The sequence below is a fragment of the Sphingomonas sp. G5 genome (assembly GCF_052660795.1).
On the sequence record NZ_CP109660.1, the window covers coordinates 161,170 to 186,088 of the forward strand.

The 24,919-nt window shown below is 71.1% G+C and carries 22 protein-coding genes; 9 read left to right on the forward strand and 13 right to left on the reverse strand.

Features of this window, described 5'->3' with window-relative positions:
• Positions 1-30: 30 nt before the first annotated feature.
• From NE358_RS00790 to NE358_RS00805, 4 genes are all read right to left on the reverse strand, one after another.
• Entirely contained in the window at positions 31-753 is a 723-nt protein-coding gene (locus NE358_RS00790; protein ID WP_116238835.1) for a GNAT family N-acetyltransferase, read from the reverse strand.
• Between the two features lie 74 nt (positions 754-827).
• Positions 828-2,705 carry an FAD/NAD(P)-binding protein gene (locus tag NE358_RS00795; RefSeq protein ID WP_289940497.1) on the reverse strand — a complete coding sequence of 626 codons (1,878 nt, stop codon included), beginning with the start codon at positions 2,703-2,705 and terminating at the stop codon, positions 828-830.
• Positions 2,702-4,054 carry an NtaA/DmoA family FMN-dependent monooxygenase gene (locus tag NE358_RS00800; protein ID WP_289940499.1) on the reverse strand — a complete coding sequence of 451 codons (1,353 nt, stop codon included), beginning with the start codon at positions 4,052-4,054 and terminating at the stop codon, positions 2,702-2,704. The genes NE358_RS00795 and NE358_RS00800 overlap by 4 nt, the downstream gene beginning before the upstream one ends.
• On the reverse strand, positions 4,051-5,232 hold the full coding sequence (locus tag NE358_RS00805; RefSeq protein ID WP_289940500.1) for an LLM class flavin-dependent oxidoreductase: 1,182 nt from the start codon (positions 5,230-5,232) through the stop codon (positions 4,051-4,053). Before NE358_RS00805 ends, NE358_RS00800 begins: the two co-directional genes overlap by 4 nt.
• A 275-nt stretch (positions 5,233-5,507) precedes the next feature.
• Between NE358_RS00805 and NE358_RS00810 the strand changes: the two genes are divergently transcribed.
• The 6 genes from NE358_RS00810 (at position 5,508) to NE358_RS00835 (ending at position 13,374) form a co-directional block, all read left to right on the forward strand.
• On the forward strand, positions 5,508-6,923 hold the full coding sequence (locus NE358_RS00810) for an FAD-binding oxidoreductase (protein WP_289940502.1): 1,416 nt from the start codon (positions 5,508-5,510) through the stop codon (positions 6,921-6,923).
• Between the two features lie 26 nt (positions 6,924-6,949).
• Complete coding sequence (locus tag NE358_RS00815) at positions 6,950-8,605, forward strand: ABC transporter substrate-binding protein (RefSeq protein ID WP_289940505.1); 1,656 nt, start codon at positions 6,950-6,952, stop codon at positions 8,603-8,605.
• Positions 8,606-8,676: 71 nt separating this feature from the next.
• On the forward strand, positions 8,677-9,693 hold the full coding sequence (locus NE358_RS00820; RefSeq protein WP_289940507.1) for an ABC transporter permease: 1,017 nt from the start codon (positions 8,677-8,679) through the stop codon (positions 9,691-9,693).
• Positions 9,690-10,535, forward strand: coding sequence for an ABC transporter permease (locus NE358_RS00825; protein ID WP_289940509.1), 846 nt, complete (start codon positions 9,690-9,692; stop codon positions 10,533-10,535). Before NE358_RS00820 ends, NE358_RS00825 begins: the two co-directional genes overlap by 4 nt.
• Entirely contained in the window at positions 10,532-12,187 is a 1,656-nt protein-coding gene (locus NE358_RS00830; protein WP_289940511.1) for a dipeptide ABC transporter ATP-binding protein, read from the forward strand. The genes NE358_RS00825 and NE358_RS00830 overlap by 4 nt, the downstream gene beginning before the upstream one ends.
• Positions 12,184-13,374, forward strand: coding sequence for an aminotransferase-like domain-containing protein (locus tag NE358_RS00835; RefSeq protein WP_289940513.1), 1,191 nt, complete (start codon positions 12,184-12,186; stop codon positions 13,372-13,374). The genes NE358_RS00830 and NE358_RS00835 overlap by 4 nt, the downstream gene beginning before the upstream one ends.
• Positions 13,375-13,491: 117 nt before the next feature.
• Here the strand turns inward: NE358_RS00835 and NE358_RS00840 are convergent, their stop codons facing one another.
• Positions 13,492-14,502 carry an LLM class flavin-dependent oxidoreductase gene (locus NE358_RS00840; RefSeq protein WP_289940515.1) on the reverse strand — a complete coding sequence of 337 codons (1,011 nt, stop codon included), beginning with the start codon at positions 14,500-14,502 and terminating at the stop codon, positions 13,492-13,494.
• A 329-nt stretch (positions 14,503-14,831) separates the two neighbouring features.
• Here NE358_RS00840 and NE358_RS00845 point away from each other — a divergent pair, with 329 nt between their 5' ends.
• From NE358_RS00845 to NE358_RS00855, 3 genes are all read left to right on the forward strand, one after another.
• On the forward strand, positions 14,832-16,205 hold the full coding sequence (locus NE358_RS00845) for a pyridoxal phosphate-dependent decarboxylase family protein (protein WP_289940517.1): 1,374 nt from the start codon (positions 14,832-14,834) through the stop codon (positions 16,203-16,205).
• Between the two features lie 63 nt (positions 16,206-16,268).
• Positions 16,269-17,048, forward strand: a complete 780-nt coding sequence (locus tag NE358_RS00850; protein WP_141378394.1) for an alpha/beta fold hydrolase — start codon at positions 16,269-16,271, stop codon at positions 17,046-17,048.
• Positions 17,049-17,122: 74 nt separating this feature from the next.
• Entirely contained in the window at positions 17,123-17,626 is a 504-nt protein-coding gene (locus NE358_RS00855) for a GNAT family N-acetyltransferase (protein ID WP_289940519.1), read from the forward strand.
• 185 nt (positions 17,627-17,811) lie between these two features.
• On the opposite strand, the gene NE358_RS00860 is transcribed toward NE358_RS00855, so the two are convergent.
• The 8 genes from NE358_RS00860 to NE358_RS00895 form a co-directional block, all read right to left on the reverse strand.
• On the reverse strand, positions 17,812-18,579 hold the full coding sequence (locus tag NE358_RS00860) for an alpha/beta fold hydrolase (protein ID WP_289940521.1): 768 nt from the start codon (positions 18,577-18,579) through the stop codon (positions 17,812-17,814).
• Between the two features lie 87 nt (positions 18,580-18,666).
• Positions 18,667-19,182, reverse strand: a complete 516-nt coding sequence (locus NE358_RS00865) for a GNAT family N-acetyltransferase (protein WP_103207020.1) — start codon at positions 19,180-19,182, stop codon at positions 18,667-18,669.
• Between the two features lie 60 nt (positions 19,183-19,242).
• Positions 19,243-20,223, reverse strand: a complete 981-nt coding sequence (locus NE358_RS00870) for an ABC transporter substrate-binding protein (RefSeq protein ID WP_103207019.1) — start codon at positions 20,221-20,223, stop codon at positions 19,243-19,245.
• Between the two features lie 113 nt (positions 20,224-20,336).
• Complete coding sequence (locus NE358_RS00875) at positions 20,337-21,119, reverse strand: amino acid ABC transporter ATP-binding protein (protein ID WP_116238823.1); 783 nt, start codon at positions 21,117-21,119, stop codon at positions 20,337-20,339.
• A complete protein-coding gene (locus NE358_RS00880) occupies positions 21,116-22,177 on the reverse strand; it encodes an amino acid ABC transporter permease (protein ID WP_289940525.1) in 1,062 nt (353 codons plus the stop codon). The genes NE358_RS00875 and NE358_RS00880 overlap by 4 nt, the downstream gene beginning before the upstream one ends.
• Before the next feature lie 426 nt (positions 22,178-22,603).
• The gene (locus NE358_RS00885) at positions 22,604-23,947 is read right to left on the reverse strand and encodes a M20/M25/M40 family metallo-hydrolase (RefSeq protein ID WP_289940527.1); all 1,344 of its coding nucleotides are present in this window, start codon (positions 23,945-23,947) and stop codon (positions 22,604-22,606) included.
• 4 nt (positions 23,948-23,951) lie between these two features.
• Positions 23,952-24,302, reverse strand: a complete 351-nt coding sequence (locus tag NE358_RS00890) for a carboxymuconolactone decarboxylase family protein (protein ID WP_055959812.1) — start codon at positions 24,300-24,302, stop codon at positions 23,952-23,954.
• Between the two features lie 105 nt (positions 24,303-24,407).
• A complete protein-coding gene (locus NE358_RS00895) occupies positions 24,408-24,890 on the reverse strand; it encodes a hypothetical protein (RefSeq protein WP_289940536.1) in 483 nt (160 codons plus the stop codon).
• Positions 24,891-24,919: the final 29 nt, after the last annotated feature.

The window sequence follows — 24,919 nt, forward strand, 5'->3', positions numbered from 1 at the left end:
CGGCGACCGCGCTCACGCGTTAGCGTCGGCTCACGCGGGCGTGCGCACCGCAGCGAACCTGTTGCGGCGACGCAGCGCGAAGCCCAAGCGCTCGTACGCGGCGATCGCGCCGAGGTTCGTCGCCGCGGCGTGCAGCAGCGCACGGTCGCCGCGTTGCTGGATGTGGAAGGCGACATCGAGCACGAGTCGTGAGGCGAGTCCCTGGCGGCGGTGGTCGGCGTCGACGGCGACGGCACTGATCTCGGTCCATCCGGTGGGGTGCAGACGCTCGCCGGCCATCGCCACGAGACGCCCCTCACGACGGATGCCGATGTACCGGCCGAGCTCGTAGGTACGGGGTCGGAAGGGACCGGGCTGGTTGCGCGCGACGATGTCGATCATCTCGGCCGCGTCATCGGCGCTCAGCTCGATGGCCTCGTCGTCGGGGCGGGTCTGCAGGGCATCGGTCTCGACGAGCTGGACTCCCTCGCCGCCGCCGACCCACTGCCAGTCCGCGGGGATCTCGCCCTCGAAACCCGACAGGCCCACGTCGGCGCCGGGGCCGACGAGCTCGCGCAGCGCCTCCCACACGTTCGGGTCGTCCCACGTGCGCACGGCCACGAACGGGGCGACGTCTTCGGGGTAACGCTTGACCAGATCGCCGCCGATCGCGAAGCGCGCGTGCGGACCGGCGAGCGAATGCCAGGCGGCGTTGTCGAGCACGGTGGCGTCGGCGTGCGGAACGGGAAGCGGGAGGGTGGTGGTGGTGGTCATGGCATCCGTTCTGGGCGAGGTGCGGCGAGGCGCACTTAAGACAACAGCGGCGAGAGTCCCGCATTCCGCGGGGCTCAGCGCACCCCGGCCGTGGTGCGGGCCGCGAGGGCGGCGGCGACCGCCCCGGCGACTCGGTCGGTCTGGCGCAGCGACAGCGAATCGGAGCGCGGGCGGGTGAAAGCGCCGGCCTCCATCGACGAGGTGAAGGGCCCGATCGCGAACATCGCCGGGCGCGACCGCCCGTCGCGCGCGATCACGCGACCGTCGGCGTCGACGTCGATGCGCCCGAGCGAGCCGGTGAACGTCTCATCCGAGACGTGCACCTCGCGTCCGTGACGACTGGCCAGCTCGCGGAGTGCGGGGTTCTCGCTCGCCGACGCGGTCGCGGCGGGAAGCCACGCGTCGATGAGTCCTCGAGCGCTCACGTCGCCGCCGGTCCGCGGCGACGAGGCGACGAAACCCCGGTCGACGTCGACGTGCACCGCGACGTCGGGCCCGAGAAAACGGACGATCCCCGCGTCGGCCAGCGCGAGGAACTCGTGCAGACGGTGCGCGGGCGGACCCGAGGCGACGTAGCTGAAGAACGCGTGCCAGGTCACGGGCAGGTCGACGGCCCGGGAGCGCGCGCTCCACCGCTCGGTCGGGATGTCCGCCAGTGCCAGGAACGACGACAGGATCGTGAGGAACAGCGCCTGGGCCGTGCTGCGCTCCTGGTTCGTGCGCAGGTGCAGGTCGTCGAGGATGTGCCGGCTCACCCGCTCGTGCACCTCGGCGGCGTCGGCGAACGTCTCGTCTCCCAGCGGTACGTCGAGTGTGCGCACGTCGAACCGGTCGAGAGGGTCGGGCACCACCGCGGCGGCGGCCCGGCGGAGGGCCGAGGTGTCGGCATCCACCTCGCGAAGGGTTTCGCGGAAGGCCTGCCACGTCGTCGTGACGCGCTCGGGGTGACCCGTGAAGAGTTCGCGGTAGTGGCCCCACACGAGCTCGCGCGCGATGAGCGGCCAGACGTCGTCGAGGAAGTCGATCGTGCCGGGGCGCGCGAGCAGCGCGGCGACCGCCGCGGGGGTCAGCACCTCGCGCACGGGCGGGTCTCCCTGAAGCTGAGACGACACCTTCGAGCGGTAGGGCACGCCGCGTCGAGATCCGAGGTGCAGCCGCGGCTCGCGGCCCGAGGGCTCGTAGCGCAGCCTCCCGTCCGCACCGGTGACGAAGCGACCGCCCCGCCCCGCGGTGAGCAGCACCACGGCGTCGACGGACGCCAGCCCCATCCCGCGGACGATCACGTCGTCGCCGGGTGCGAAGACGCTCAGGTCGGCGTCGGCGGTGAAGGCCGGGGGAACGTAGGTCAGCCCGGTGCGGGCGGCGGCCTCGCGCAACGAGACCGCCTCGCCCTCGAGCTCGCGGGCGTTGTGCCCCATCGCGTACACGAGAACATCGGCGGGCAGACGGATGCCGTCGGCGAGGGCGATCTCGTACCCGTCGGCCGTGTCGTCGACCCACTGCACGGTACCCTCGTGCCACCGCACCTCGACGCCCGGCGGGGCGATCGCCACCGTGCGCCGCCAGAACCAGTCGAGGTACGCGCTCTGCAGGCGCCGCGTCGGGAAGGAGTCCGGGCCCAGGCCCCGCAGCTCGGCATCCAGCTCGACATCGTCGATCGCGACGTCGGGGAGCGTGCCCGCGCGCACCCGCTCGGCCCACTCGATCAGCGAGGGCCCGGAACGGATCGGCCCCGAGATCGTGCAGGACTCGTCGGTGAAGACGGTGACGTCGCGCGCCATCGAATTGAGCTTCAGCAGCGGCGACTGCTCGCGTCGCCAGATGCGCCCCGCCCCCGGCGGGAACGGGTCGACGAGGGTGATGCGCAGCGGAAGCGGGGAGCGCCGGGCGAGCAGACGCTCGACGAGCATGACCGCCCGCGGCCCTGCCCCGACGATCACGAGCTCGGTCATCGCACCCCGGCGCTCACGGTGACCGGGGGCAGGCCCAGCAGGTCGTGCAGCGTGGCCCCCTCGTCGTAGGAGCGGCGGTACGACCCGCGTTCCTGCAGCAGCGGGACGACCTTCTCGGTGAACTCGTCGAGGCCGTGCGGGGTGACGTGCCCGACGACGGTGAACCCGTCGGTCGCGCGCTCCTGGACGTAGCGGTCGATCTCGGATGCCACGTGCTCCGGCGTCCCGACGAAGGTGTGCTTCGCGGTGAGGCGGATGACGAGCTCGCGGATGCTGAGGTTCTCGGCGGTGGCCTGCTCGCGCAGCTGCCCCACGCGAGCGCGGATCGCGGCGTGACGTCCGGCGAACCCCTGCGCTGTCTCGACCCCCGTGTCGGGCTCGAGGTCGGGCAGTGGTCCGTCGGCGTCGTACCCGCTGAGATCGCGATTCCAGATCTGCTCGAGATAGGTGATCGCGGTCTGGGGCCGCACCTGCGCGAGCGCGATCTCGCGCGAGCGTTCGCGGGCCTCGCCGGCGGTGTCGCCGAGGACGAAGGTGGCGGCGGGGAGGATCCTCAGCGAGTCCTCGTCGCGGCCGTGCGAGGCGAGGCGGCCCTTCACGTCGCGGTAGAACTGCTGCGCGTCGGCGAATTCCGTGTGCAGCGAGAAGATCACATCGGCGTGGGTCGAGGCGAAGTCGCGGCCGTCGGGGGAGTCCCCGGCCTGCACGATGACGGGCCGCCCCTGGGGGGAGCGGGGGACGTCGAACACCGCGTCGACGTCGAATAGACGGGATTCGTGCCGCACCCGCGTGATGGCGTCGTCGCGCAGGAACTCACCCGTCTCGGCATCGGCCACGACCGCGTCGTCGCGCCACGACGACCACAGCGCCTTCGACAGTGCCGCGAACTCCGATGCCCGCACGTACCGGTCGGCGTGGTCGAGGTAGCCGCCGCGGCGGAAGTTCGCCCCGTGGAACGCGTCGGAGCTCGTCACGGCGTTCCATCCGGCCCGGCCGCCCGAGAGCTGATCGAGGGTGCCGATCTGTCGCGCGAGTTCGAACGGCTCGTTGAACGTCGTGTTGAGCGTGCCGACCAGTCCGATGTGCTCGGTGACGGCGGCCAGCGCGGTGAGGATGGCGAGGGTGTTCGGGCGTCCCGCGACGTCGAGGTCGTGCAGCTGCCCGCGGTGCTCGCGCAGACGCAGGCCCTCGGCCAGGAAGAGGTAGTCGAAGAAGCCGCGCTCGGCCGTGCGGGCGAAGTGCTCGAACGACGAGAAGTCGATCTGGCTGCCCGCGCTCGGGTCGGTCCACACGGTGGTGTTGTTGACGCCCGGGAAGTGCGCGGCGAGATGGACCTGGCGGCGGGTCATGCGCCGACCTCCTGACGGGCGTAGCGGCTGGCGAGGCGGGGGAGTCCGAGACGCTCGCGCAGCGTGGGGGAGCCGTCGTCGGGGAGCAGGATGCCGGCGGCCGCCGCCCGCGGCACGACCCGGTCGGCGATGGCGTCGAGGTCGGCGGGCAGACGGGCGGGGCGCAGGCGGACGCCGTCGACCCCCGCATCGGCGAGCGCGCGGATCTCGTCCACCACGTCGTCCGCGGTGCCGACCACAATCCGGGCATCGGTGGTGAGCGGAGCGCGGTCCTGCAGGCGGCTCCACACGGCCTCGGCCCCGGCGCGCGTCTCGTCGACGAGCACGAGCAGGTCGGCGAAGACGCGCAGGTCGTCGCCCCCGTCGAGTTCGCCCAGGATGCCTCCGACGGCGTTCGCGTCGGAGGGAGTGACGAAGACGAGGTCGGCGTGCTCCGCGGCGAAGCGATAGGGGATCGTCTGGTGCGCGAGCGCCGTGATGAGCGGCTGACCCTGGGGAGACCGCGGCACGATCGACGCCCCGGTGATCGAGAAGAACTCGCCCTCGAACGCGACGTTGTGCACGCGTTCGCGGTCGAGGAATCTGCCCGACTCGAGGTCGCGCACGATCGCGTCGTCCTCCCACGAGTCGGCCAGACGCCGGATGACGTCGGCGACCTCGCCCGCCTCGCGGAAGGCGGCCAGCAGCGCGGGATCGTCTTCGACACGACCGGATGCCGGCAACCCGGTCGGTCCGTCGGCGCGGCGACCGAAGTTCTTCCGCTCCTGCGCCGTCGAACCCGCGACGAGCCGGACGCCCGCGCGGCCGCGGCTCACGTGGTCGAGGGTCTGCAGGCCCGTGGCGAGGTGGAAGGGCTCGGGATGGGTCGTCGTGGCGGTCGGCACGAGACCGATCCGCCGCGTGGCCGGGGTCAGGAACGACGCCAGCAGCACCGCGTCGAGGCGCCCGCGGACGCGGTCGCGGCGGGTCTCGGCATCCGGTTCGAACGACCGCCCGCCCAGGCTGAGCGCGTCCTCGATCGTCGCGAGGACAAGACCCGCGGCGTCGGCCGTGCGGGCGAGGTCGCGCCAGTAGCGGGCAGAGGTCAGCTCGGTGGGCCGGGCTCCGGGCTCGCGCCAGGCGGCCGGGTGCCAGCCGGCTCCGTCCAGGGCGACGGCGAGGTGGATGCGGTCGGGCATCGAGGCTCCTTCGGTCAGGCGACGTGCTGACGACTGTCGCCCGGGACCCAGGCGGGTCTCAATGCGTGACGTAACGCAACGTCTTGCGGCGTCACGAACCGACGAAAGGGGCGGAATCTAGCGCGCGCGCTCGGCGACCGCTCGACTATGACGCTCCGCAACGCAGGGTGTCGGACGGTGACGCCTCGCGACGGTCGGTGTCGCTCGAGATGAGCGCGCCGCCGCGCGCGCCTACGGTCGGCGTCATTCCTGTTCCCGAGGAGAGAGGCCTTCCCATGAGCGCAGCCCCCGCGACCGCCCCGTTCACGGGTGTGTCCGCGCTTTTCGACGATCTGCGTCGCGAAGCGCCCGAGATCGACGTACGGCAACCGTCGTCCGAAACGGTGGCGTTCGCCTACGACGCGGGCACGACCCCGCGGAGCGGCGATCCGGCGCTCGACGGGCCGACGGTGGCCTTCCCCGCGACCGTGGGTGACGTGCAGCAGCTCGTGCGTCTCGCCGCCCGTCACGGCGTCAGCGTCGTGCCGCGTGGGGCGGGAACCGGCCTCTCGGGCGGGGCCACGGCGCAACCCGACCAGCTCGTCATCTCGACCGACCGGCTCGACCGCATCGTCGAGGTGTCGCCCGCCGACGAGGTCGCCGTCGTCGAACCCGGCGTGCTCAACGCCGCGCTCAACGAGCGCTTGGCGCCCCTGGGGCTCTTCTACGCCCCCGACCCCGCCAGCTGGCGCATCTCGACGATCGGCGGCAACATCGCCACCAACGCCGGGGGCCTGCGCTGCGCCAAGTACGGCGTCACGCGCGAATCGGTCCTCGCTCTCGACGTCGTGCTCGCCGACGGCAGCCTCGTGTCGGTGGGCCACCGCTCGATCAAGGGCGTGACGGGTCTCGACCTGGTCTCGCTGTTCGTCGGGTCGGAGGGCGTGCTCGGCATCGTGGTGGGCGCCACCGTGCGCATCCGCCCGCTCCCGGTTGCGCGGCGCACCCTGACGGCGTTCTTCGATTCCACCGACGCGGGGGCCGCGGCCATCGGGGCCATCACCGCCTCTCGCGTGCGCCCGAGCGTCATCGAGTTCCTCGACGAGATCACCCTCGACGGGATCGACGCGGCGCAGGGTTCGGGCCTGAGCGCCCGGGGCGCCGCCCTGCTGCTGATCGAACTCGACGGCTTCGGCATCGACGAGCAGACCGCTGAACTGACGACCGCGCTCGTCGCGGCAGGGGCGCGGGTCGAGGTCGAGAACGACGCGGATGCCGAGGTCCTCTGGGAACTGCGACGCTCGGGCCGACGTTTCGACGCGGGCTCGTGGTTCGCCGGTGGCGACGTCGCCGTGCCGAAATCGCGCATCGCGGAGTTGTTCGCGGGATTCCCCGCGATCGCCGCGCGGTTCGGGGTCTCGGTGAGCGCCGTCGCGCACGCCGGCGACGGAAACCTCCACCCGGTCATCTCGCTCCCCATCCCCGCCGGCGCGGACCCCGCCGTCGTCCCGCCCGCGGTCCACGATGCGTCCGACGCCGTCGTGCGCGCCGCTCTCGCCGTCGGGGGGACCGTGAGCGGCGAACACGGCATCGGCACAGTGAAACGCGCGCTCGCCGCCGAGGAACTCACCGTCCGTGTTCGCGAAGCCCAGCTCGCCGTGAAGAACGCGCTCGATCCGGCCGGGCTCTTCAACCCCGGCAAAGCCCTGTAGTCAGCCCCCACAGCCCGAGGATTTCCATGACCACTCGCCTCCGTCCTTTCCGGCGCCTTCTCGGCGTCGCCTCCGCCCTCACCGTCGGCGCCGTGCTGCTGAGCGGGTGCGGCGCCGCGTCGACCGCCGCTCCGGCCGCCGACGCCGAACCCCAGCCGGGTGGTGACCTCGTCTTCCTCATCGATTCGCTCGGCGCGACCTGGATTCCCAACAACAGCGCGATCTCGAGCTACCAGGGTCAGATCTGGGGCAACCTCACCGACAAGCTCGTCTACGTCGACGCCGAGGGGAACCTCAGCCCGTGGATCGCCGAGAGCTGGGACGAGAACGCCGACAAGACCGAGTTCACCCTGCACCTGAAGGAGGGCGTCACCTTCTCCGACGGCACGCCTCTGGATGCCGCCGCGGTCGTGGCGAACATCGACATCTGGGCGAAGGGACGACCCGATGACGGCATCAACCGCATCGGACTGTTCCCCTCGGCCAACTACGCCGGCGCCGAGGCGGTGGATGCCACGACGGTGAAGGTGTCGTTCTCGGCTCCCACCCTCAGCTTCATCCCGACGTTGGCGTACCACGGCTCGATCCTCATCTCGCCGACCACTCTCGCTCTTCCCGCTGAGCAGCAGGCCGACCTCACGAACGACATCGGCAGCGGTCCGTTCGTCGTCGAGAAGGTCGCCGAGGGCGACAGCGTCGTGCTGAAGAAGCGCGACGACTACGACTGGGGTCCCGAGGCCCTCGGCCACGAGGGCGCGGCCTACCTCGACACGATCACGTACAAGCAGGTCGCCGAGCCCACGCTCCGTACCGCTTCGGTGGAGTCGGGCCAGGCGCAGGTGGCGTACAACGCCAGTCCGCAGGACCTCGAGGCCCTGAAGCAGGAGGGGCTGACCGTCGAGACGCCCCGCTACCTCGGCTTCGTCAACGGCTACGCGCTGAACACGTCGGTGGCCCCCTTCGACGACCTCGCCGTGCGCCAGGCCGTGCAGCACGGCATCGACCGCGACGAGATCCTCTCGACCGTCTACACCCCCGACTGGCACGCGGCCGAGTCGCTGTTCCAGAGCACGGTGCCCGAGGCGACTGACCACAGCGCCGACTTCGCCTACGACCCCGACAAGGCCGCGGCGCTTCTCGACGAGGCCGGCTGGGCGAAGGGTGCCGACGGCGTCCGTACGAAGAACGGCCAGAAGCTGTCGTTCACGCTCTACCCGAACCCGTACCTGCAGGCTTCGCAGTCGGTCGACGAGCTCGTCGACCAGCAGCTGACGGCGCTCGGGTTCGAGGTGAACCTCGAGACCTACGACGTGCCGACGTACGGTCAGAAGGTGATCGGCAACGCGACGATCCCCGCGACCGAGATCACCCGCAGCTTCGTCGACGTCGGAACCGTCGCCGGCGTCCTCACCTCGCAGAAGAAGGGCGACGAAGACTGGTTCACGCTCGGCACCTCGGATGCCACGCTCAACGACCTGTCGACGCGCATCGCCACGGCCACCGACCGTGACGCCCGCGCGAAGGTCGCCGACGAGCTGCAGAGCTATGTGCTCGACCAGGGCTACTTCGTGCCGCTGACGCAGATCGTGCAGCGCGTCTACGTGCAGGCCCCCGACGTCAGCGGCGTGACCTACAACGGCCTCGCCTACGCGTACTACCTGGACGCCTGGCTCAACAGCTGACACCGGACGGGAGACGGATGCCGCGGTATCCGTCTCCTCGATCCGTTACACCGAGACGAGAGGAGGAGAGCATGTTCCGCACATACGGCCGATTCGTGCTGCGCCGCACGGGCCAGGCGCTCGTCGTCGTGCTGCTGGCGTACCTGTTCACGTTCTTCGTGATCAGCATCCTGCCCGGGGACCCGATCACGAGCACCTTGCGCAATCCCGACAACGGCTTCACCGAGGACGACATCGCCCGCATCGTGGCGTACTACGGCCTCGACCAGCCCTGGTGGGTGCAGCTCGGATCGTCGCTCGGACGCTTCGTGGTCGGCGACCTCGGTGTCTCGCTGCGATCGAACCTGCCCGTCAGCACTCTCGTGTTCGACGCGCTGGGGTCGACGCTGAGCCTCGCGGCCGTCGCGCTGCTGGTCGCCATCGTGCTCGCCGTCGCCATCGCGTACGGAACGCAGTTCCTGCCCGCGCGCTTCGGGCAGGGCGTGCTGCGGTCGCTGCCGTCGCTGTTCCTCTCCGTCCCGAACTTCGTGATCGGCCTGCTGCTGATCCACGTCTTCGCCTTCGGGCTCGGACTGTTCAGCATGATCGACACCGAGACGCCCTGGGGCACCTTCTTCGCGGCGGTGGCCCTCGGCATCCCCGTGTCGGCTCAGCTCGCCGAGGTGCTCATCGCGTCGCTCGATCACGAGTCACGGCAGGAGTACGTCGCCGTCGCGCGCTCGCGGGGACTCCGCCAGGCAGCGCTGTTCCTGCGTCACCTCGTGAAGCCCTCGGCGCTGCCGACGGTCACCGTTCTCGCACTCATCGTCGGAGAGCTCCTCGGCGGCGCGCTCATCACCGAAGCGATCTTCGGCCGCGTCGGCATCGGCACCCTGGTCGAGTCATCGGTGGCCAGTCAGGACCTCCCCGTGCTGCAGGCCGTGGTGTCGCTCGCCGCCATCGTCTTCGTCGTCGTCAACCTGCTCGCCGACCTCGCCTATCCGCTGCTCGACCCCCGCGTGTCCATCGGCTCGCGCGGGCGCGCGGTCACGGCGACCCCGCGCGAAGAGCCGGCGCCGCTGCTCCGCGAGGAAGTGAGCGTCGTATGACCGCCGTCGTCTCACCATCCCGCCCCGCGATTGCCCGGGTCCGCGGCATCCGTCTCGCCGTTCCGGTCGGTGTCATCGTGTCACTCCTCGTCGTGGCCGTGGTGCTGGCGTTCTCTCTCGCGCCGACCCTGTTCACGTCGCAGAACCCGGCGCAGGGCGTGCCGGCCAACAAGCTGCAACCGCCCAGTGCCGCGCACCTGCTCGGCACCGATCACCTGGGCCGCGACCTCTTCGCGCGCATCGTGTTCGGTGCGCAGTCGTCGGTGACAAGCGCCCTCGTCGCCGTGGCGATCGGCGTGGTCGTGGGCGGGCTCATCGGCCTGCTCGCGGGGTTCCTGGGGTCGTGGACCGACACGGTGCTCGCCCGTCTCATCGACGTGCTGCTCGCCATCCCGGCGTTCCTGCTCGCCGTCGTCATCGTCAGCTCGCTCGGTTTCCAGACCATCAACGCCGCGATCGCCACCGGCGTCTCGGCCGTCGCCGTGTTCGCCCGGGTGATGCGCTCCGAGGTGCTGCGCGTGCGCTCGTCGGTGTTCGTCGAGGCGGCGCGGTTGCAGGGCGGGTCGAGCCTGCACGTGCTGTTCCGGCACGTGCTGCCCAACGCGTCGCGCTCGCTCGTGCCCCTCGCGGTCCTGCAGTTCGGGCTGTCGATCCTCGTCATCGCGGGGCTCGCCTTCCTGGGCTACGGCGATCCGCCCCCGGCATCCGATTGGGGTCTGCTCATCTCAGCCGGCAAGGACTACCCGCGTGCGCCGTGGCTCGTCGTGTGGCCGGCCCTGGTCACCGTGGCGACGGTGTTGTCGATCAACCGCATCAGCCGGTGGCTTCGGAGGACGTCATGACCCTCACTCTCCCCTCGCGCGAACAGACACGGGCCGAGGCCGCACCCCTCCTGAGGGTGCGGGACCTCTCGGTGGCCTACGGACGAACCCCCGTGGTGCACGACGTGTCGTTCTCGATCCCGCACGGCGGCAGCCTTGCCCTCATCGGCGAGTCGGGGTCGGGAAAGTCGACGATCGCGCGATCCGTGCTGCGGCTGCTGCCCCGCGCGACCGGGCGGGCGAGCGGACGCGTCGAGTTCGCCGGCGACGAGGTGCTCGGGCTGAGTGAGGCGCGGTTCCGCCCTCTCCGCGGCCGGCGCCTCGGCTTCGTGCCCCAGGACCCGTCGAACGCGCTCAACCCGGTGCGCACCATCGGCTCGCAGGCGCACGAGGCCGCCGCGTTGTCGGGAATCACGGATGCCGGCGCGCAGCGCGACGCGATCCTCGACGTCTTCGCCCGCGTGGGCCTTCCCGATCCGCGCCGGGTTTACGGCTCGTATCCGCATCAGCTCTCGGGCGGCATGCTGCAGCGCGTGCTCATCGGTCTCGCGGTGCTGCCGCGACCCGAGCTGCTCGTCGCCGACGAGCCGACGAGCGCCCTCGACGTCACGATCCAGAAGCGCATCCTCGACCTGCTCGGCGACCTGCGCGAGGAGCTCGGCATCGGCCTGCTGCTCATCACGCACGACCTGGCCATCGCGGCCGAGCGCACCGACGAGATCGTCGTGCTGAAGGACGGGCGGGTGCAGGAGGCCGGCGCCACACGCGAGGTCTTCGCGGCGCCGACCTCGCCGTACACGGTGCAGCTGCAGGCCGACGCACCCGCGCTGAACCCCGACCGCTACCGGCGCGCTGACGAGCGCGGTGTCGACGCGTGGACCACCGACACCACCGCGACCCGCATCGAGGTGCGCGAGGTGTCGAAGAGCTTCGTGGTCGACGGGTCTGAGCGCGCGGCGGTGTCGGCGGTGTCGTTCCGCGTGCCGCCGGGCACCACCCACGCGCTCGTGGGGGAGTCGGGCTCGGGGAAGACCACGACGGTGCGGCTACTACTCGGACTCGAGACCCCCGACACGGGCGACATCGTCGTCGACGGCAAGCCCGCGACCGGACGCACCGAGGCGGAGCTCCGCGGCATCCGTCGCCACCTGCAGCTCGTGTACCAGAACCCCTTCACCTCGCTCGATCCCACCTGGACCGTGGGGCGGATCGTGCGCGAGCCGCTCGATCAATACCGGGTCGGCACGCGCGCCGAGCGCGCGGCGAAAGTCACCGAGGCCCTGGACGCCGTGGGTCTGTCTCCGCAGCTCACCCGCCGTCGCCCCGACGCGCTGTCGGGCGGTCAGCGGCAGCGCGTCGCGATCGCCCGCGCCCTGGTGCTCGAACCCGACGTCATCGTGCTCGACGAGCCGACCTCGGCGCTCGACGTGACGGTGCAGGCGGGGGTGTTCGACGTGCTCCGCCGACTGCAGCGCGAACGCGGGCTGACCTACCTCTTCGTCTCGCACGACCTCGCGCTCGTGCGGCAGATCGCCGACACCGTCTCGGTGCTCAAAGACGGACGGGTCGTGGAGGCCGGGCGGGTGGCCGACGTGCTCTCGCACCCGCGCGAGCAGTACACACGGGCCCTCGTCGACGCGATCCCCACCCCCGACCCCCGGAGTCCCTCATGACCCTGCTCTTCCCGCCCCGCTCGCGTCCCGCGCTCATCGAGGCGTTCACCGCCCCGAAGGGCTTCGGCGATCAGACCCTGCGGGACCGCCGGCCCGATGCGATCGAGTTGCTCGGCGGCATCCCCGATCCCTCCGTCCTGCCGACCGCGGAGCTCGCCGAGGCGACGGCCCGCGTACTCGCCCGACCGGGGGCGCCGTCGCTGCAGTACTCGCGTACCGAGGGCATCCCGGCGCTGCGCGAGTGGATCGCCGCGCGCGAGGGCGTCGCCGTCGAGCGCGTGCTCATCACCAACGGCGGGTTCCACGGCCTCGCGATCGCCGTGCAGACGGTGCTCGAGCGCGGCGACCTCGTGGCGGTCGACAACCCGGTGTTCCCGCTGTTCCTGCGCGGGCTCGAGCTCGCGGATGCCCGCGTTCTGCCCATCCGCGTCGGGGCCGAGGGGCTCGACATCGACGCCCTCGCCGCCGAGCTGCGCGCCGGCGCCCGCCCGGCCGCGGTGTATACGGTTCCCGAGTTCCACAACCCCTCGCAGTCGTCGCTGCCGACCGCCCGGCGTCGCGAGCTCGTGGAACTGGCCGAGAAGTACGGCTTCGTCGTCTTCGCCGACGACCCGTATCGCGAACTGCGCTTCCACGGCGAGCCCGAGTCGCTCGCACCGTTCCACGACTCCGACCACGTCATCCACGTCAACACCTTCACGAAGACGCTGGGCCCGGGCCTGCGGCTCGGCTGGATCGTTCTTCCGGAGCGCCTGATCCCGGATGCCGTGGCCCTCCGCAGCCGCCAGGACTCGCACTCGTCGACCTTCGTGCAGGCCGTCGTGGCCGAGCTGCTGACCGGCGACGTGGGCGTCTTCGACCGGGTTCTCGGAGGTGCTCGAGCCCTGTACCGGGCGCGGGCGCACGCTCTGGCCGAGGCGCTCTCGGCATCGGGCTCCTTCGACGTCACCGTGCCGGACGGCGGCCTGTTCCTCTGGCCGCGCCTGACCGACGACTCCCTGGACGCCGACCGGCTCGCCGCCGCCGCGAGCGCCGAGGGGGTCGAGTACCAGCGCGGGTCGTTCTTCCCCTCGGGGCCGGGAACGGACGCCGACCGGCACCTGCGGCTGGCCTACGGCGACACGTCCGAGGAGCTGTTGGTGGAGGCGGCGTCGCGGCTGGCGCGGGCCGTAGCGCGGCAGCGCTGACGCGCCGCGTCGCCCTCGTGCTGGCGTTGAGCGTCCAAGACACCCGGACGTCTCGAGAATTCGTCCGGGTTTCTTGGACACTCAACGTGCCGCGCGGACGGCGGTGCGTCCGGGGCGTCAGGCTGACGGCTGCCACCCCAGCAGCGGCCCGAGGCGCCCCGCGATGTCCTCGAGGATCTGCACGTAGTCGTCGGGCTCGAAGGCGAAGGGCAGCGCGAAGGCCACCTCGTCGACCCGCGGGAACGACCGCGACGACAGCAGCCGGTCGGCGATCTGCTCGGACGTGCCCACGAGATCCTCGGCGAACAGCAGCCCTTTCGGACCCTGGGGGATGCCGACGCGCCCGCGCCGCGACTCGGCGTACGCCTCGTACCGCCGGCGTTGTTCGGGTGTGGCGGTGTCGGTCGGCACGACGACGAGACCCTGTGACACCCGGGCGGTCTCGCCGTCGGGGTGCGTCTCCCGGTAGAGCTGGATCTGCGCGTCCTGCTCGACATCGAAGTCGGTCGAGTGCACCGACTGGATCACGCTGCTGGTGAGCAGGTGGAAGCCGTTCTCTGCCGCCCAGGTCGTCGAGGTCGGGCTGCCGGCGCCGTACCAGAGCCGGTCCGAGAGACCGGGGGAGTGGGGCTCGACGCGCTCGGAGTACTCCTCGATCCCCTCGGTGCCCGAGAACGGGCTGACCCGCTCGCCGGCGAGGAAGCGGCGCAGGCGCGAGAGGCGCTCGTATCCGAAGTCCTCGGCGTCGGCGGTGTCGGGGTACAGCGCCGGCGCGATCTCGTCGAGGCGGCGGGGCGGCCCCACCGAGAAGCCGGGCTCGAGGCGCCCGCCGGTCAGCACGTCGACGGTGGCGAGGTCTTCGGCGAGGCGCAGCGGGTTCTCCCACCCGAGCGGGATGACAGCGGTACCCAGGCGGATGCGGCTCGTGCGCTGGGATGCCGCGGCGAGCACCGCCACGGGCGAGGAGATGCCGTACTGCAGGTGCCGGTCGCGCAGCCACGCGCTGTCGAAGCCGAGGCGCTCGCCGCGCTCGATGATCGACAGCGTGGTCTCGTGCCCGGCGCGCGGGTTCTCGCGATCGAAGAGGCCGATGGTGAGGAAGCCGAGGGAGCGGAGAGCGCGGGTCACCCCGCCACGCTAACGGCGCCGGCGACCGATCGAGGCCGCATCGTCACGGTCCGTCATCGCCGGGCCGAGCGGGCACACGAGGGGATCGGATGCCGCCGCTCGAGGTGGCATCCGTCATCGAATCGGCGGCTGAACCCCTTCGCTCGCGCGCCCGTCCCTGCGAACCCGAGGCGTGTTCGTGGCTGATGTGCCAGGCTCCGCGCCTTTCGGGCACGCGACCGGCGTCAGCGAAGCGAGGCGGCGGAGGAGCGAGGGCGCGCCCCCGACGAGTCCACGGAGTCCCGATTGGCCGCTCCGTCGCGCGTCCGTGGGCGGTCAGAATCGGACCCATGCTGCCCTCCCGAGACCCTCACGATCGTCTGGCCGAACTCGCCGTCCTCGCAGACGCCGACCGTCGCGCCCAGGACTACGTCGCGGCCATCGGCTCACGACCGGTCTACCCGTCGGTTCACGCGCGGGAGGCGCTCAGCGGATTCGATGAGGAGTTGTCCGCGGCCGGTCACGATGAGCGCTCGACCATCGCCCTGCTCGATGAACTCGGCTCGGCAGCCGCCGTCGAGTCGAACGGGGCGCGCTACTTCGGTTTCGTCGTCGGCGCGACGCTCCCCGTCGCGGCGGCGGCCGATCGCCTGGTCCTGGCGTGGGACAACACGGCATCCACTCCGCTCGGCTCGCCCGCGACCAGCGCGATCGAAGCGATTGCCGCTCGCTGGGTCGTCGAGGTTCTCGATCTGCCGCGCGACAGCGCCGTCGGGTTCTCTACCAGCGCGGGAGCCGGGACGGTCGCGATCCTCGCCACCGCTCGGCAGCACGTGCTGGCACAGCTCGGGTGGGACGTCGCGCGTCGCGGGCTGACCGGTGCACCCCCGGTGCGGGTCGTCGCGAGCGAGCTCGCGCACGTCGTCGTGCGCAAGGCTCTGCGCGTCCTCGGTTTCGGCTCGGACCTCGTCGAGTGGGTTCGCACCGACGAGTACGGACGCATCGACCCCGACGCCCTCCCCGCGGTCGACGCGAGCACGATCGTGATCCTGCAGGCCGGTGAGGTCAACACGGGCGAGTTCGACCCGTTCGAACCGATCATGCAGAAGGTGCGGGCGAGCGCCGGGTGGATCCACGTCGACGGAGCGTTCGGTCTGTGGGCGCGTGCCTCGCGTCTTCGACCGCTCACCGACGGCATCGACCGGGCCGATTCGTGGACCGTCGACGGGCACAAATGGTTGAACACGCCCTACGACAGCGCCGTCAGCATCGTGCGGAACCGCGACGCGGCGAACGCGGCTCTGCACTCCGATGCGACATATGCCCCGTCGACCGATGACGCGCAGAAGAACCTGACCCTGGAGTTCTCGCGACGGGCACGCGGTATCCCGATCTGGGCGGCACTGCGCACGCTGGGTCGCGACGGCGTGGCCGAACTCGTCGAGAACTCGACCGCGACGGCCACGCGGATCGCCGACGGTCTCCGCGGGGCCGGCTACACGGTGCTCAATCGCGTCGTGCTGAACCAGGTGCTGGCACGAGCCGGGTCCGCCGAGGAGACGGCGCGCATCGTGGCCGCCGCCCAAGCCAGCGGCCACACGTGGTTCGGCGCGACCGTCTGGCGGGGGGAACCGGCGTTCCGCATCTCGGTGTCGTCGTGGCGGACGCGCGCGGAGGACGCGGACGCTCTCGTCAAACTGCTGGCGGGACTCGCGCGAGCCTGAACGGGCGCTTGTGGTGCGCTCATCTGGTGGGGAGCGCAGCTACGCTCGCGTACGATCCCCTTCGTGATCGCGCGTGAAATCGGTTCGGGTCGCCCCCTCGTCGCTTTGCACGGATTCGGTGTGGACCACCGGATCATGCTGCCGCTCGCCGAGTGGATCGGAGACGCGCCGTGGCGCTTGGTGCTGCTCGACCTGCCCTGGGCGGAGTCGGCAGCGCGGGGAGCGACGGTGTCGAGTACCCGGGAGGTGGCGCACGGCGTCCTCGCCGAGATCGACGATCATCTGGGCGATGAGCCCTTCGCTGTCATCGGCAACTCCTACGGGGCGATGCTCGCCCGCCACGTCGCGCACGAACGTCGTCCGCGTGTGCGGGGCCTGGCCACCCTGGCGGGCGTATTCCGCCCGGCGCATCACGAGCGGAGCGTCCCCGAACGCACCGTGGTCCACGTCGAGTCGCCGGTCCTCGACGCTGCGGGCGACGCTCGCGAGGCCTTCGAAGAGATCAGCGTCATTCAGGATGCCGCGTCGTTCGCCGCCTTCCAGCGGTACGTCCTGCCGGGTCTGCGCGGGGCCGACACCACGGTCATGGACCGCATCGCCGCCGACTACGCAATCGATGGCGTGCCGGAGGAGCGGTATCCCGAACCGTTCACCGCGCCGACCCTGCACGTGTTCGGCCGTCAGGACGACGTCGTCGGGTACGAGGACGGTCTCGCCCTGCGGGAGCACTACCCGCGCGGGAGCTTCGTCGTCCTCGACGGGGCCGGTCACAACGTGCACCTCGAACAGCCCGACGTCACCGGGGCGCTCTTCCGCGAGTGGCTCGCCCGCATGGATCGCTGAGCGGCGCATGCCCCGTATGACCCGACGTTTCCGCCTGCTCTCGGCACGCGTGTGACCCCGGCGATACTGGCGTCATGACGGCGGCGCACCCCACGTGGACAATCGAACGCGTCGACTGGCACGACGAGCGCGCCGTCGCTCTGCGCACAGCGATGGACGAAGAGATCGGCCCCCGCTACGCCCCGGTCTTCGCCGCCTTCGACGAAGAGACGCAGGCGGTCCTGGCGGAGGACTTCGCGGTCGATCCGGCGACGATCGTCGACGTGATCCTCGTCCACGATGCCGCCGGGGAACCGGTGGGGCACGCGGCCCTGCGCGCGCTCGGGACCGATCTCGAGGTCAAGCGCGTCTTCGTCGATCGGCGTGCCCGCGGGCAGGGCGCCAGCCGAGCGCTCATGTCGGAGCTCGAGCGTCTCGCCCTCGCGCGCGGGGTGTCGCGACTGATCCTGCAGACCGGCGATCGTCAGCCCGAGGCCATCGCGCTGTACGAGCGCATCGGCTACCACGCGATCGAGACCTTCCCGCCGTACGTCCGCTTCCCCGCGTCGCGCTGCTTCGCGAAGTCGCTCCCCTCGTGAGCGTCTCGCCTTTCGCCGGCTGACCGTGCTGACCGGCGGCAGCGCGGCTTCGCCGGCCCGCCCCGCCGACTCGGCTCCCGCCCTGCTCGCGCGGCATTCACGCGGTGACGGCCGACCCGTGTCGTCTACGACAGCAGACCGAGGGATGCCACGCTCCGCGGCATCCCTCCTCTGACGGGACCGACTCAGCGGGTGCTTCGGTGGCGTGCCAGGAACGCGAGGATGCGCCGGGCGACCTCGGGCGCCGCGGTGAACTGCACGAGGTGGCGGTGACCGGGGACGATGTCGACCGTGCCGTCGGCGGCGAGGGTGCCCAAGCGCTGCGCCCACGACTGTTGCGCGATCGGGTCGTCGGCGCCGCGCACGACGAGCAGGGGTGCCGTGAGGAGGGGAATCCGGTCCTCGATCGGGTAGCCCAGCATGTGCCGCGCCTGGCGGGCGTACCAGACGGGGCCGCAGCGCAGGTAGTCGGTGCAGACGAGGGCGTTTGGTCGGGGCGGCTCGAGGACGGAGTCGCGGGTCAGCCGCAGGGCCTGGACCAGGGCGTTGCGCCTCCGATCGTCGGTGACGGGCCCGATCGCGACGACCGCGTCCGCGAGGTCGGGACGCTGCACCCCCAGCTCCACGACCCACTGCGCGCCCATCGAGTGGCCCACGAGCACCGCGGATCGGACGCCGAGACCGTCGAGCACGCGTCCCAGCGCCCGTGCGACGTCGGCGATGTCGGCGGCCCGTCGCGGTTTGGGCAGCCCGCCGAAACCGGGCAGATCGATGGTGTGCACCTCGGCATCCCGCGCCAGTTCGTCGTGAAGGCGGGTCAGGTAGCGGTGCGACATTCCGATGCCGTGGATGAGCACGAAGACCGGGCGTCCTTCGCGGCGGCTGGAGAACGACCGGAACGCGAGCCCGTGCACCGCATGGTCGCGAACTGATTTCCCCGTGACGGATGCCACCGTATACCCGCCGCGACGAGGGCGGGTGAGGCTTGCGCGCCCCCGTTTCGATCGGATCCCCCCGAGCGACCGGCGCGCCCCGCGCCGTCAGAGGTCGAAGCCGAACGCCCGCAGATCGAGGAACCGGCCCGGTTCCACCTCGACCGGGTGCTCGCGCTCGGTGAGGCGGCGGAAGCCGAGCTTCAGGTAGAGCGCGTGCGCGCCGAGCATCTCGGGGCCGCTGTTCATGACCACGCGGTGCGCCCCTCTCTCTCGAGCGAGCCCGATCACGTGCCGGGTGAGCGCCTCTCCGACGCCGCGCCCGCGCGCCGAGGGGGCGACCGCGAGCTGACGGAAATCGAGCTCGCCCTCCTCGGCGAGCTCGGAGAGGCGCTCGCCGGGGCGCGGCGTCCACACCGTCCCGACGATCTCCTCACCGTCGAGCGCAACCCAGACCTCGCCCAGCGCGACGCGCCCGTCGACGTCGGCGAGCGACGAGAGGTAGCTGTCGGTGAGCCCGTCATAGCTCTGCCGGTACGCCTCGGCGGTGACGCGGCCGGCCTCGGTGTGCTCGTGCGGGGCGACGAGCCGGATGGTCGGTGACGAGACGGGCGAGGTGGTCATGGCATCCATTCCATCAGGCGTGCTGGGGGCCCGGTCTCGGAAGACCGGGCCCCAGAGGATTCAGGACTTCGGGAGTCCCGGGGGGTTGATCTGTGAGGTCTCGATGCCCTCGGATGTGAGGTTCCACGCCTTCAGCACCTTGGCGTACGTGCCGTTCGCGATCAGGTCGTTCAGCACGATCTGCACGGGCTCGATGAGGCCGTTGCCCTTCTTGGTGCCCGCCGCGATGTCGGCCTGCAGCGGGTAGCCGCCCGGGACGACGCCCACGATCTTGGTCTCACCCGTGTCGCGCGCGGCCCACGCGGCGGTGGCGTTCGGACCGAAGGTCGCGTCGACTCGACCCGACAGCAGGGCGAGGGTCGCGGCGGCGGTGTCGTCGTAGTACTGCAGGTCGGCGGGAGCCTTGCCGGCCGCGACGAGCTCTTCGTTCCAGTTCAGCAGCACCTTCTCTTGGTTGGTGCCCGAGCCGACCACGATCTTCAGGCCCGAGATGTCGTCGGCGGTCTCGATCTTCGCGATCGAGCTGTCGGCGCGGACGGCGAAGCCCAGCAGGTCTTGGCGGTAGCTGGCGAAGTCGTACAGCTCTTTCCGCTCCTCGGTCACCGTGACGTTGGCGGTGATGAGGTCATACTTTCCCGACTGGATGCCGAGCGGCCAATCCGCCCACGCCACCACGACGGGGTTGTACTCGAGGCCGAGACCCTCGGCGATGAGCGAGCCGATGTTGGGCTCGGTGCCCGAGGGCAGCGTCTCTCCCTCGGGCACGTAGCTCAGCGGCGGCACGAACGCGCCGACGGCGACCGTCAGCTTGCCCGGTTCGATGGGCGTGAACCCGCTCGCCTTGAGCGCGGCGACGGCCTCGGGAACGGCGTCGGTGTGCACCCACTCCGCCGGGGCGTTCGAGGCGGATGCCGAGGGCTCGGGCGCCGCGACCGCGTCGGCCGGGCGGGTGAGGCCGATGGTGACGCCGACGCCGACGACGGCGACGACCGCTGCGGCGATCACGCCGATCGCGATGCCCTGCTTCTTACTGAGTGCCATGCTGTGTCTCCTGTGGTGGTGCGGGTTGGATGCCGCGGCGGCGGTGTCGGCGCCGCGGTTTCGGGTACGGGTGGGAGCGGGCCCCCGCGTGGCGAGGCCCGAGAGGGGTGGGGTCAGCCGAGCACCTTCGCGAGGAACTCGCGCGTGCGCGGATGCTGCGGTCGCGAGAGCACCTCATCGGGGGTGCCCTGCTCGACGAGACGGCCCTGGTCGAGGAAGACCACCCGGTCGGCGACCTCGCGGGCGAAGCCGATCTCGTGCGTGACGATCACGAGGGTCGTGCCGAGCTTCGCGAGGTCGCGGATGACATCGAGCACCTCGCCCACGAGCTCGGGGTCGAGAGCGCTCGTCGGCTCATCGAACAGGAGCACCTTGGGCTGCAGGGCGAGGGCGCGGGCGATCGCGACGCGCTGCTGCTGGCCGCCGGACAGCTGCCGCGGATAGGCGTCGGCCTTCTCGGCCAGGCCCACCCGCTCGAGCAGGCCGAGAGCCAGCTCACGCGCCTCGCCTCTGCCCAGGCGTTTGAGCGCGAGAGGTGCCTCGGTGATGTTCTCGAGGGCGGTGAGGTGCGGGAAGAGGTGGAAGTTCTGGAAGACGATGCCCACCTGCGTGCGACGCTGGAGGATCTCGCGCTCGCGCAGCTCGTGCAGTCTGCCGTGACGCAGCTCGTAACCGATGAACTCGCCGTCGACCGTGACCGAGCCGGCATCCACCGTCTCGAGGTGGTTGATGGTGCGCAGCAGAGTCGACTTTCCCGAACCGCTCGGGCCGAGCAGGGCCACGACCTCTCCGGGCTGCACGGTCAGGTCGATGCCCTTCAGCACCTCGACCCCGTGGAAGCTCTTGTGCACGTTGTGCACCTCGACGAGCCCGCTCGTCGCCGTGACCGCGGTCATGCCCGAGCTCCCTTCGCGGCGGTGGGTGTCTCGGCATCCGTTCCCCCCGGTGGAGCGGGGGAGTCACCGAGGCGCGCCCACTGCGTGCGCACCCAGGTGCGGGCGCGCTGCACGGGAGTCGGCGGCAGCGCCCGAGCGGACCCGCGGGCGTAGTACCGCTCGATGTAGTACTGCGCGATGCTCAGGATCGTCGTGATCAGCGTGTACCAGACGACCGCGACGAGCAGCAGCGGGATCACGCGGCTGTTGCGGTTGTAGATGACCTGCACCGCGTAGAACAGCTCGGGGATCGCGATGACGAACACGACCGACGCGCCCTTGACCAGGCCGATGATCTCGTTCGTCGCGTTGGGCACGATCGAGCGCATGGCCTGCGGCAGGATGATCCGGAACAGACGACGGGATGCCGGGATGCCGAGCGCCGCAGCCGCCTCGTGCTGACCGGGGTCGACCGAGACGAGGCCGCCGCGGATGATCTCGGCCGAATACGCCGCCTGGTGCAGGCCGAGTCCGAGAATCGCGGCGGCGAAGGCGCTGACCAGCTGGACCGTCGGGAACTCCACGATCCAGAAATCGGTCGTGAACGGGGTGCCCAGGCCCAGGGTCGGGTACAGGTACCCCAGGTTGTACCAGACGATGATCTGCGCGACGAGGGGCACCGACCGGAAGAACCAGATGTAGCCCCACGCCACCCCGCTCAGCAGCGGAGACGCCGACAGACGGCCGAGGGCCAGCAGCGTACCCAGCGAGAAGCCGACGATGGCCGAGATCGCCGTGAGCGACAGCGTGTAGCCGATGCCGATCAGCACGGGCTCCGAGAAGAAGTACTGCGCGAAGGTGCCCCAGAGGTAGCGGTCGTTGGTGACGAGACTCCACGCGAACTGCGCCACGACGAACAGCAGCAGGCCGCTGAGGATCCAACGCCACCAGTGGCGGGTGGGGACGACGGCGATGGTGCCGAGGTCGACCTTGTCGCGGGCTGTCGTGGGCGCGGTGTCTCGCGCGGCGGTGGGACCGGTGGTCGGGCGGTCGGCGGGGGCCGGCGCGGTGGTGGTCATGGCGTGCTCCTGGGCTTCCGGATCGGCGGGATGCCGGTGGGTGACCGAAACGCTATGACGGCCCGCGCGCACCGCCGAGCGGGCGTTTCACACGTCGAAACGCCCCGCCACGGGCCGAAACCCGGGGGCATGCGGGGTAACACGCTGGACGCGCGACGGCTCGGGGCGTTACCGTCGCCGGTTTGGCGGCGGGCTGCCGTGCCCAATTCCGGAGAAGTGGCGCGCTGCGGCGACTTTCGGGGCGGATGTCGGCGTTCTCGCGTGGATTCTCGGGAGTTACGCACGCGACCTGCGCGCGACTCGAGCACCGGGGAGCCGCCACGGCGGCGTGCTGAACTCCGGAGAAGTGGCGCGCTGCGGCGGCTTTCGGCTCCGGAACGAGCCTTTCCGCCCGGATTCTCAGGAGTTCGGCACGCCCGCCCGCCGCTACGCGTCGCGCAGGATCCGCGCCGTCACCCGCGTCCCGAAGAACAGTGCCTCGACCGGCACGCACTCGTCGGCCGTGTGGAACTGCCCGAACACGTCGAAGTCGGCGGGAACCCGCAGCGGCACGAAGCCATAGCCCCGGATGCCGAGACGACTGAGGTGCTTGTTGTCGGTGCTGGCGGGAAGCAGGTACGGCACGACGGTGCCGTCGGGGTCTTCGGCGGTCACGGCATCCTGCAGCACGTCGATCAGCCGCCCCTCTGCCGGAGCCTCGATCGCCGGGATGTCGCGCGTCCACGTGACCTCGATGTCGTCGCCGACGACAGCCGCGAGCTGCTCCCGCACTGCATCGGCCTGCCCCGGCACGATGCGGACGTCGAGTGCCGCGCTCGCCGAGGCGGGGATGACGTTGATCTTGCCCCCGGCCGCGAGCACGGTCGGCGAGACCGTGTTGCGCGCTCCCGCGTCGATGACGGATGCCGAGAACCCCAGGCGCGACAGGTCGTCGCCGTCGAGGGGCTCGCCGCTGGCGCGTCCGTAGACCTCGAGGAAGCGCTCGAGCGTCGCGGTCCGCACGACCGGGAAGCGGTGATCGCCGATCGCCGCGACGGCGCGCGCGACGCGCACCACGGCGTTGTCGGCGGTGGGTCGGGAGCCGTGCGCCGCAGCCCCACGCGCGGTCAGGGTGGCGACCGTCACGCCTTTTTCGGCGGTCGCGACGAGATAGGCGCGGCGGTCATCGGGCAGCGGGATCGAGAAGCCGCCCACCTCGCTCAGCGCCTCGGTCGCGCCCTCGAAGAGCTCCGGGCGGTTCTCGACGATCCACCGTGCGCCCCACACGCCTCCGGCCTCCTCGTCGGCGAAGAACGCGAAGATGAGGTCGCGCCGCGGAACGACGCCGTCGCGCCGGAACGCGCGCGCGATCGCGAGCAGCATCCCCGCGAAGTCCTTCATGTCGACCGCCCCGCGGCCGTACAGGATGCCGTCGTGGATCTCGGCCCCGAACGGCGGGTACGTCCAGTCCTCGGCGTCGACCGGCACGACGTCGAGGTGGGCATGGGCGACGAGGGCTCCGGCATCCGGATCCGAACCGGGCAACCGTGCGATGACGCTCGCCCGACCCGGCCGGGGTTCGACCAGGACCGTCTCGTACCCGACCTCGTCGAGACGCTTCTTCACGTAGAGCGCGGCGCGCGTCTCGCCGTCACCGATCGTGGCCGCGTCGCCCGTGTTGACGCTGTCGATGCGGATGAGCGCGCGGATGTGCTCGAGCGCCTCGGTCTCGAGCGGGCCCGGGTCTGGCGGTTCGTGCCCGTCGGGCTGGGGCGAGGGCGCGTCGGCCACGGGGTCAGTGCTGGTGCGGGCGGGCGTCGTCGGCGAGCTTGAACGCCAGGCGTCCGTGTGCGTAGCCACCGCCCGCGCGGATGGCGGTCGCGACCCAGGCGGCCTCGGCGAGCTCGGCCTCGGTGGCGCCGGCCTTCACGGCGTTCTGCGAGTGACCGTCGATGCAGTACACGCACTGGGTCGTGATGCCGACGGCCAGGGCGATGAGCTCGCGGTACTTCAGCGGGATCGCGCGGCCCTCGGGCGCGAACACGGCCTGATCGAACGCGGCGAACGCGGCGAGGATGTCGGGCGTCTCGGCCTTGTAGACCTTGGTGTACGTCTTGTCAGCGGTGCGATCGAAGTATTCGGACATGGGGCCTCCCGGCGGCGTGAGCGGTGCGGATATGTCGCATCCACGGTGCCACGCGGGGCCGCCCCGACCGGCGGTCGTGCGTCATACGGTGACACACCGGTGAGATCAGGGCTGCGGTTTCGGCCAGGTGAGGTCGTACCAGCGCAGCTCGTACGCGGACGGGATCTCGCCGGTCTCGTAGTAGTGGAAGAAGATGTCGGTCGCTTCGTCGAGTGCGAAGACCTCGTCGGGATACACGGTGGCCTTCCGCGTGCCGTCGAAGAAGGGGATGTCGACGGAGGGCTCTCCGGAGTGGTCACCGCCGTGGCCGACGATGTAATGCCGGTCTTGACCGTCGTCGTCGATCTTGTGCCATTCAATCGTCATCGCGTCGGAGGTGCCGGCGCATTGCAGGTACCGAGACTTCTCGCCTTCGTGGATGTGATGCGCGAAGTGAATGCCTTCGGGAATGGCGCCGAGTATGAATGTGGACCTCTCCCCCGGCCGGAGGAGGCCAAGAAGATGGGCGACTTGATCACGCGGGCCGCGAAAGTCGGAGCCGAATTCCATGGAGCTGCCATCCATCGTGTAGTAATAGCGCTGGGCCACTGCATCCTCCCTCTCACTATTGCTGACGT

Coding starts and splice junctions, on each gene's coding strand:
- NE358_RS00855 (WP_289940519.1), top strand. CDS start 17,123: ATGACGGCGGCGCACCCCACGTGGACAATCGAACGCGTCGACTGGCAC.
- NE358_RS00815 (WP_289940505.1), top strand. CDS start 6,950: ATGACCACTCGCCTCCGTCCTTTCCGGCGCCTTCTCGGCGTCGCCTCC.
- NE358_RS00835 (WP_289940513.1), top strand. CDS start 12,184: ATGACCCTGCTCTTCCCGCCCCGCTCGCGTCCCGCGCTCATCGAGGCG.
- NE358_RS00865 (WP_103207020.1), bottom strand. CDS start 19,182: ATGACCACCTCGCCCGTCTCGTCACCGACCATCCGGCTCGTCGCCCCG.
- NE358_RS00875 (WP_116238823.1), bottom strand. CDS start 21,119: ATGACCGCGGTCACGGCGACGAGCGGGCTCGTCGAGGTGCACAACGTG.
- NE358_RS00805 (WP_289940500.1), bottom strand. CDS start 5,232: ATGCCCGACCGCATCCACCTCGCCGTCGCCCTGGACGGAGCCGGCTGG.
- NE358_RS00790 (WP_116238835.1), bottom strand. CDS start 753: ATGACCACCACCACCACCCTCCCGCTTCCCGTTCCGCACGCCGACGCC.
- NE358_RS00890 (WP_055959812.1), bottom strand. CDS start 24,302: ATGTCCGAATACTTCGATCGCACCGCTGACAAGACGTACACCAAGGTC.
- NE358_RS00795 (WP_289940497.1), bottom strand. CDS start 2,705: ATGACCGAGCTCGTGATCGTCGGGGCAGGGCCGCGGGCGGTCATGCTC.
- NE358_RS00800 (WP_289940499.1), bottom strand. CDS start 4,054: ATGACCCGCCGCCAGGTCCATCTCGCCGCGCACTTCCCGGGCGTCAAC.
- NE358_RS00880 (WP_289940525.1), bottom strand. CDS start 22,177: ATGACCACCACCGCGCCGGCCCCCGCCGACCGCCCGACCACCGGTCCC.
- NE358_RS00845 (WP_289940517.1), top strand. CDS start 14,832: ATGCTGCCCTCCCGAGACCCTCACGATCGTCTGGCCGAACTCGCCGTC.
- NE358_RS00870 (WP_103207019.1), bottom strand. CDS start 20,223: ATGGCACTCAGTAAGAAGCAGGGCATCGCGATCGGCGTGATCGCCGCA.
- NE358_RS00810 (WP_289940502.1), top strand. CDS start 5,508: ATGAGCGCAGCCCCCGCGACCGCCCCGTTCACGGGTGTGTCCGCGCTT.
- NE358_RS00825 (WP_289940509.1), top strand. CDS start 9,690: ATGACCGCCGTCGTCTCACCATCCCGCCCCGCGATTGCCCGGGTCCGC.
- NE358_RS00820 (WP_289940507.1), top strand. CDS start 8,677: ATGTTCCGCACATACGGCCGATTCGTGCTGCGCCGCACGGGCCAGGCG.
- NE358_RS00830 (WP_289940511.1), top strand. CDS start 10,532: ATGACCCTCACTCTCCCCTCGCGCGAACAGACACGGGCCGAGGCCGCA.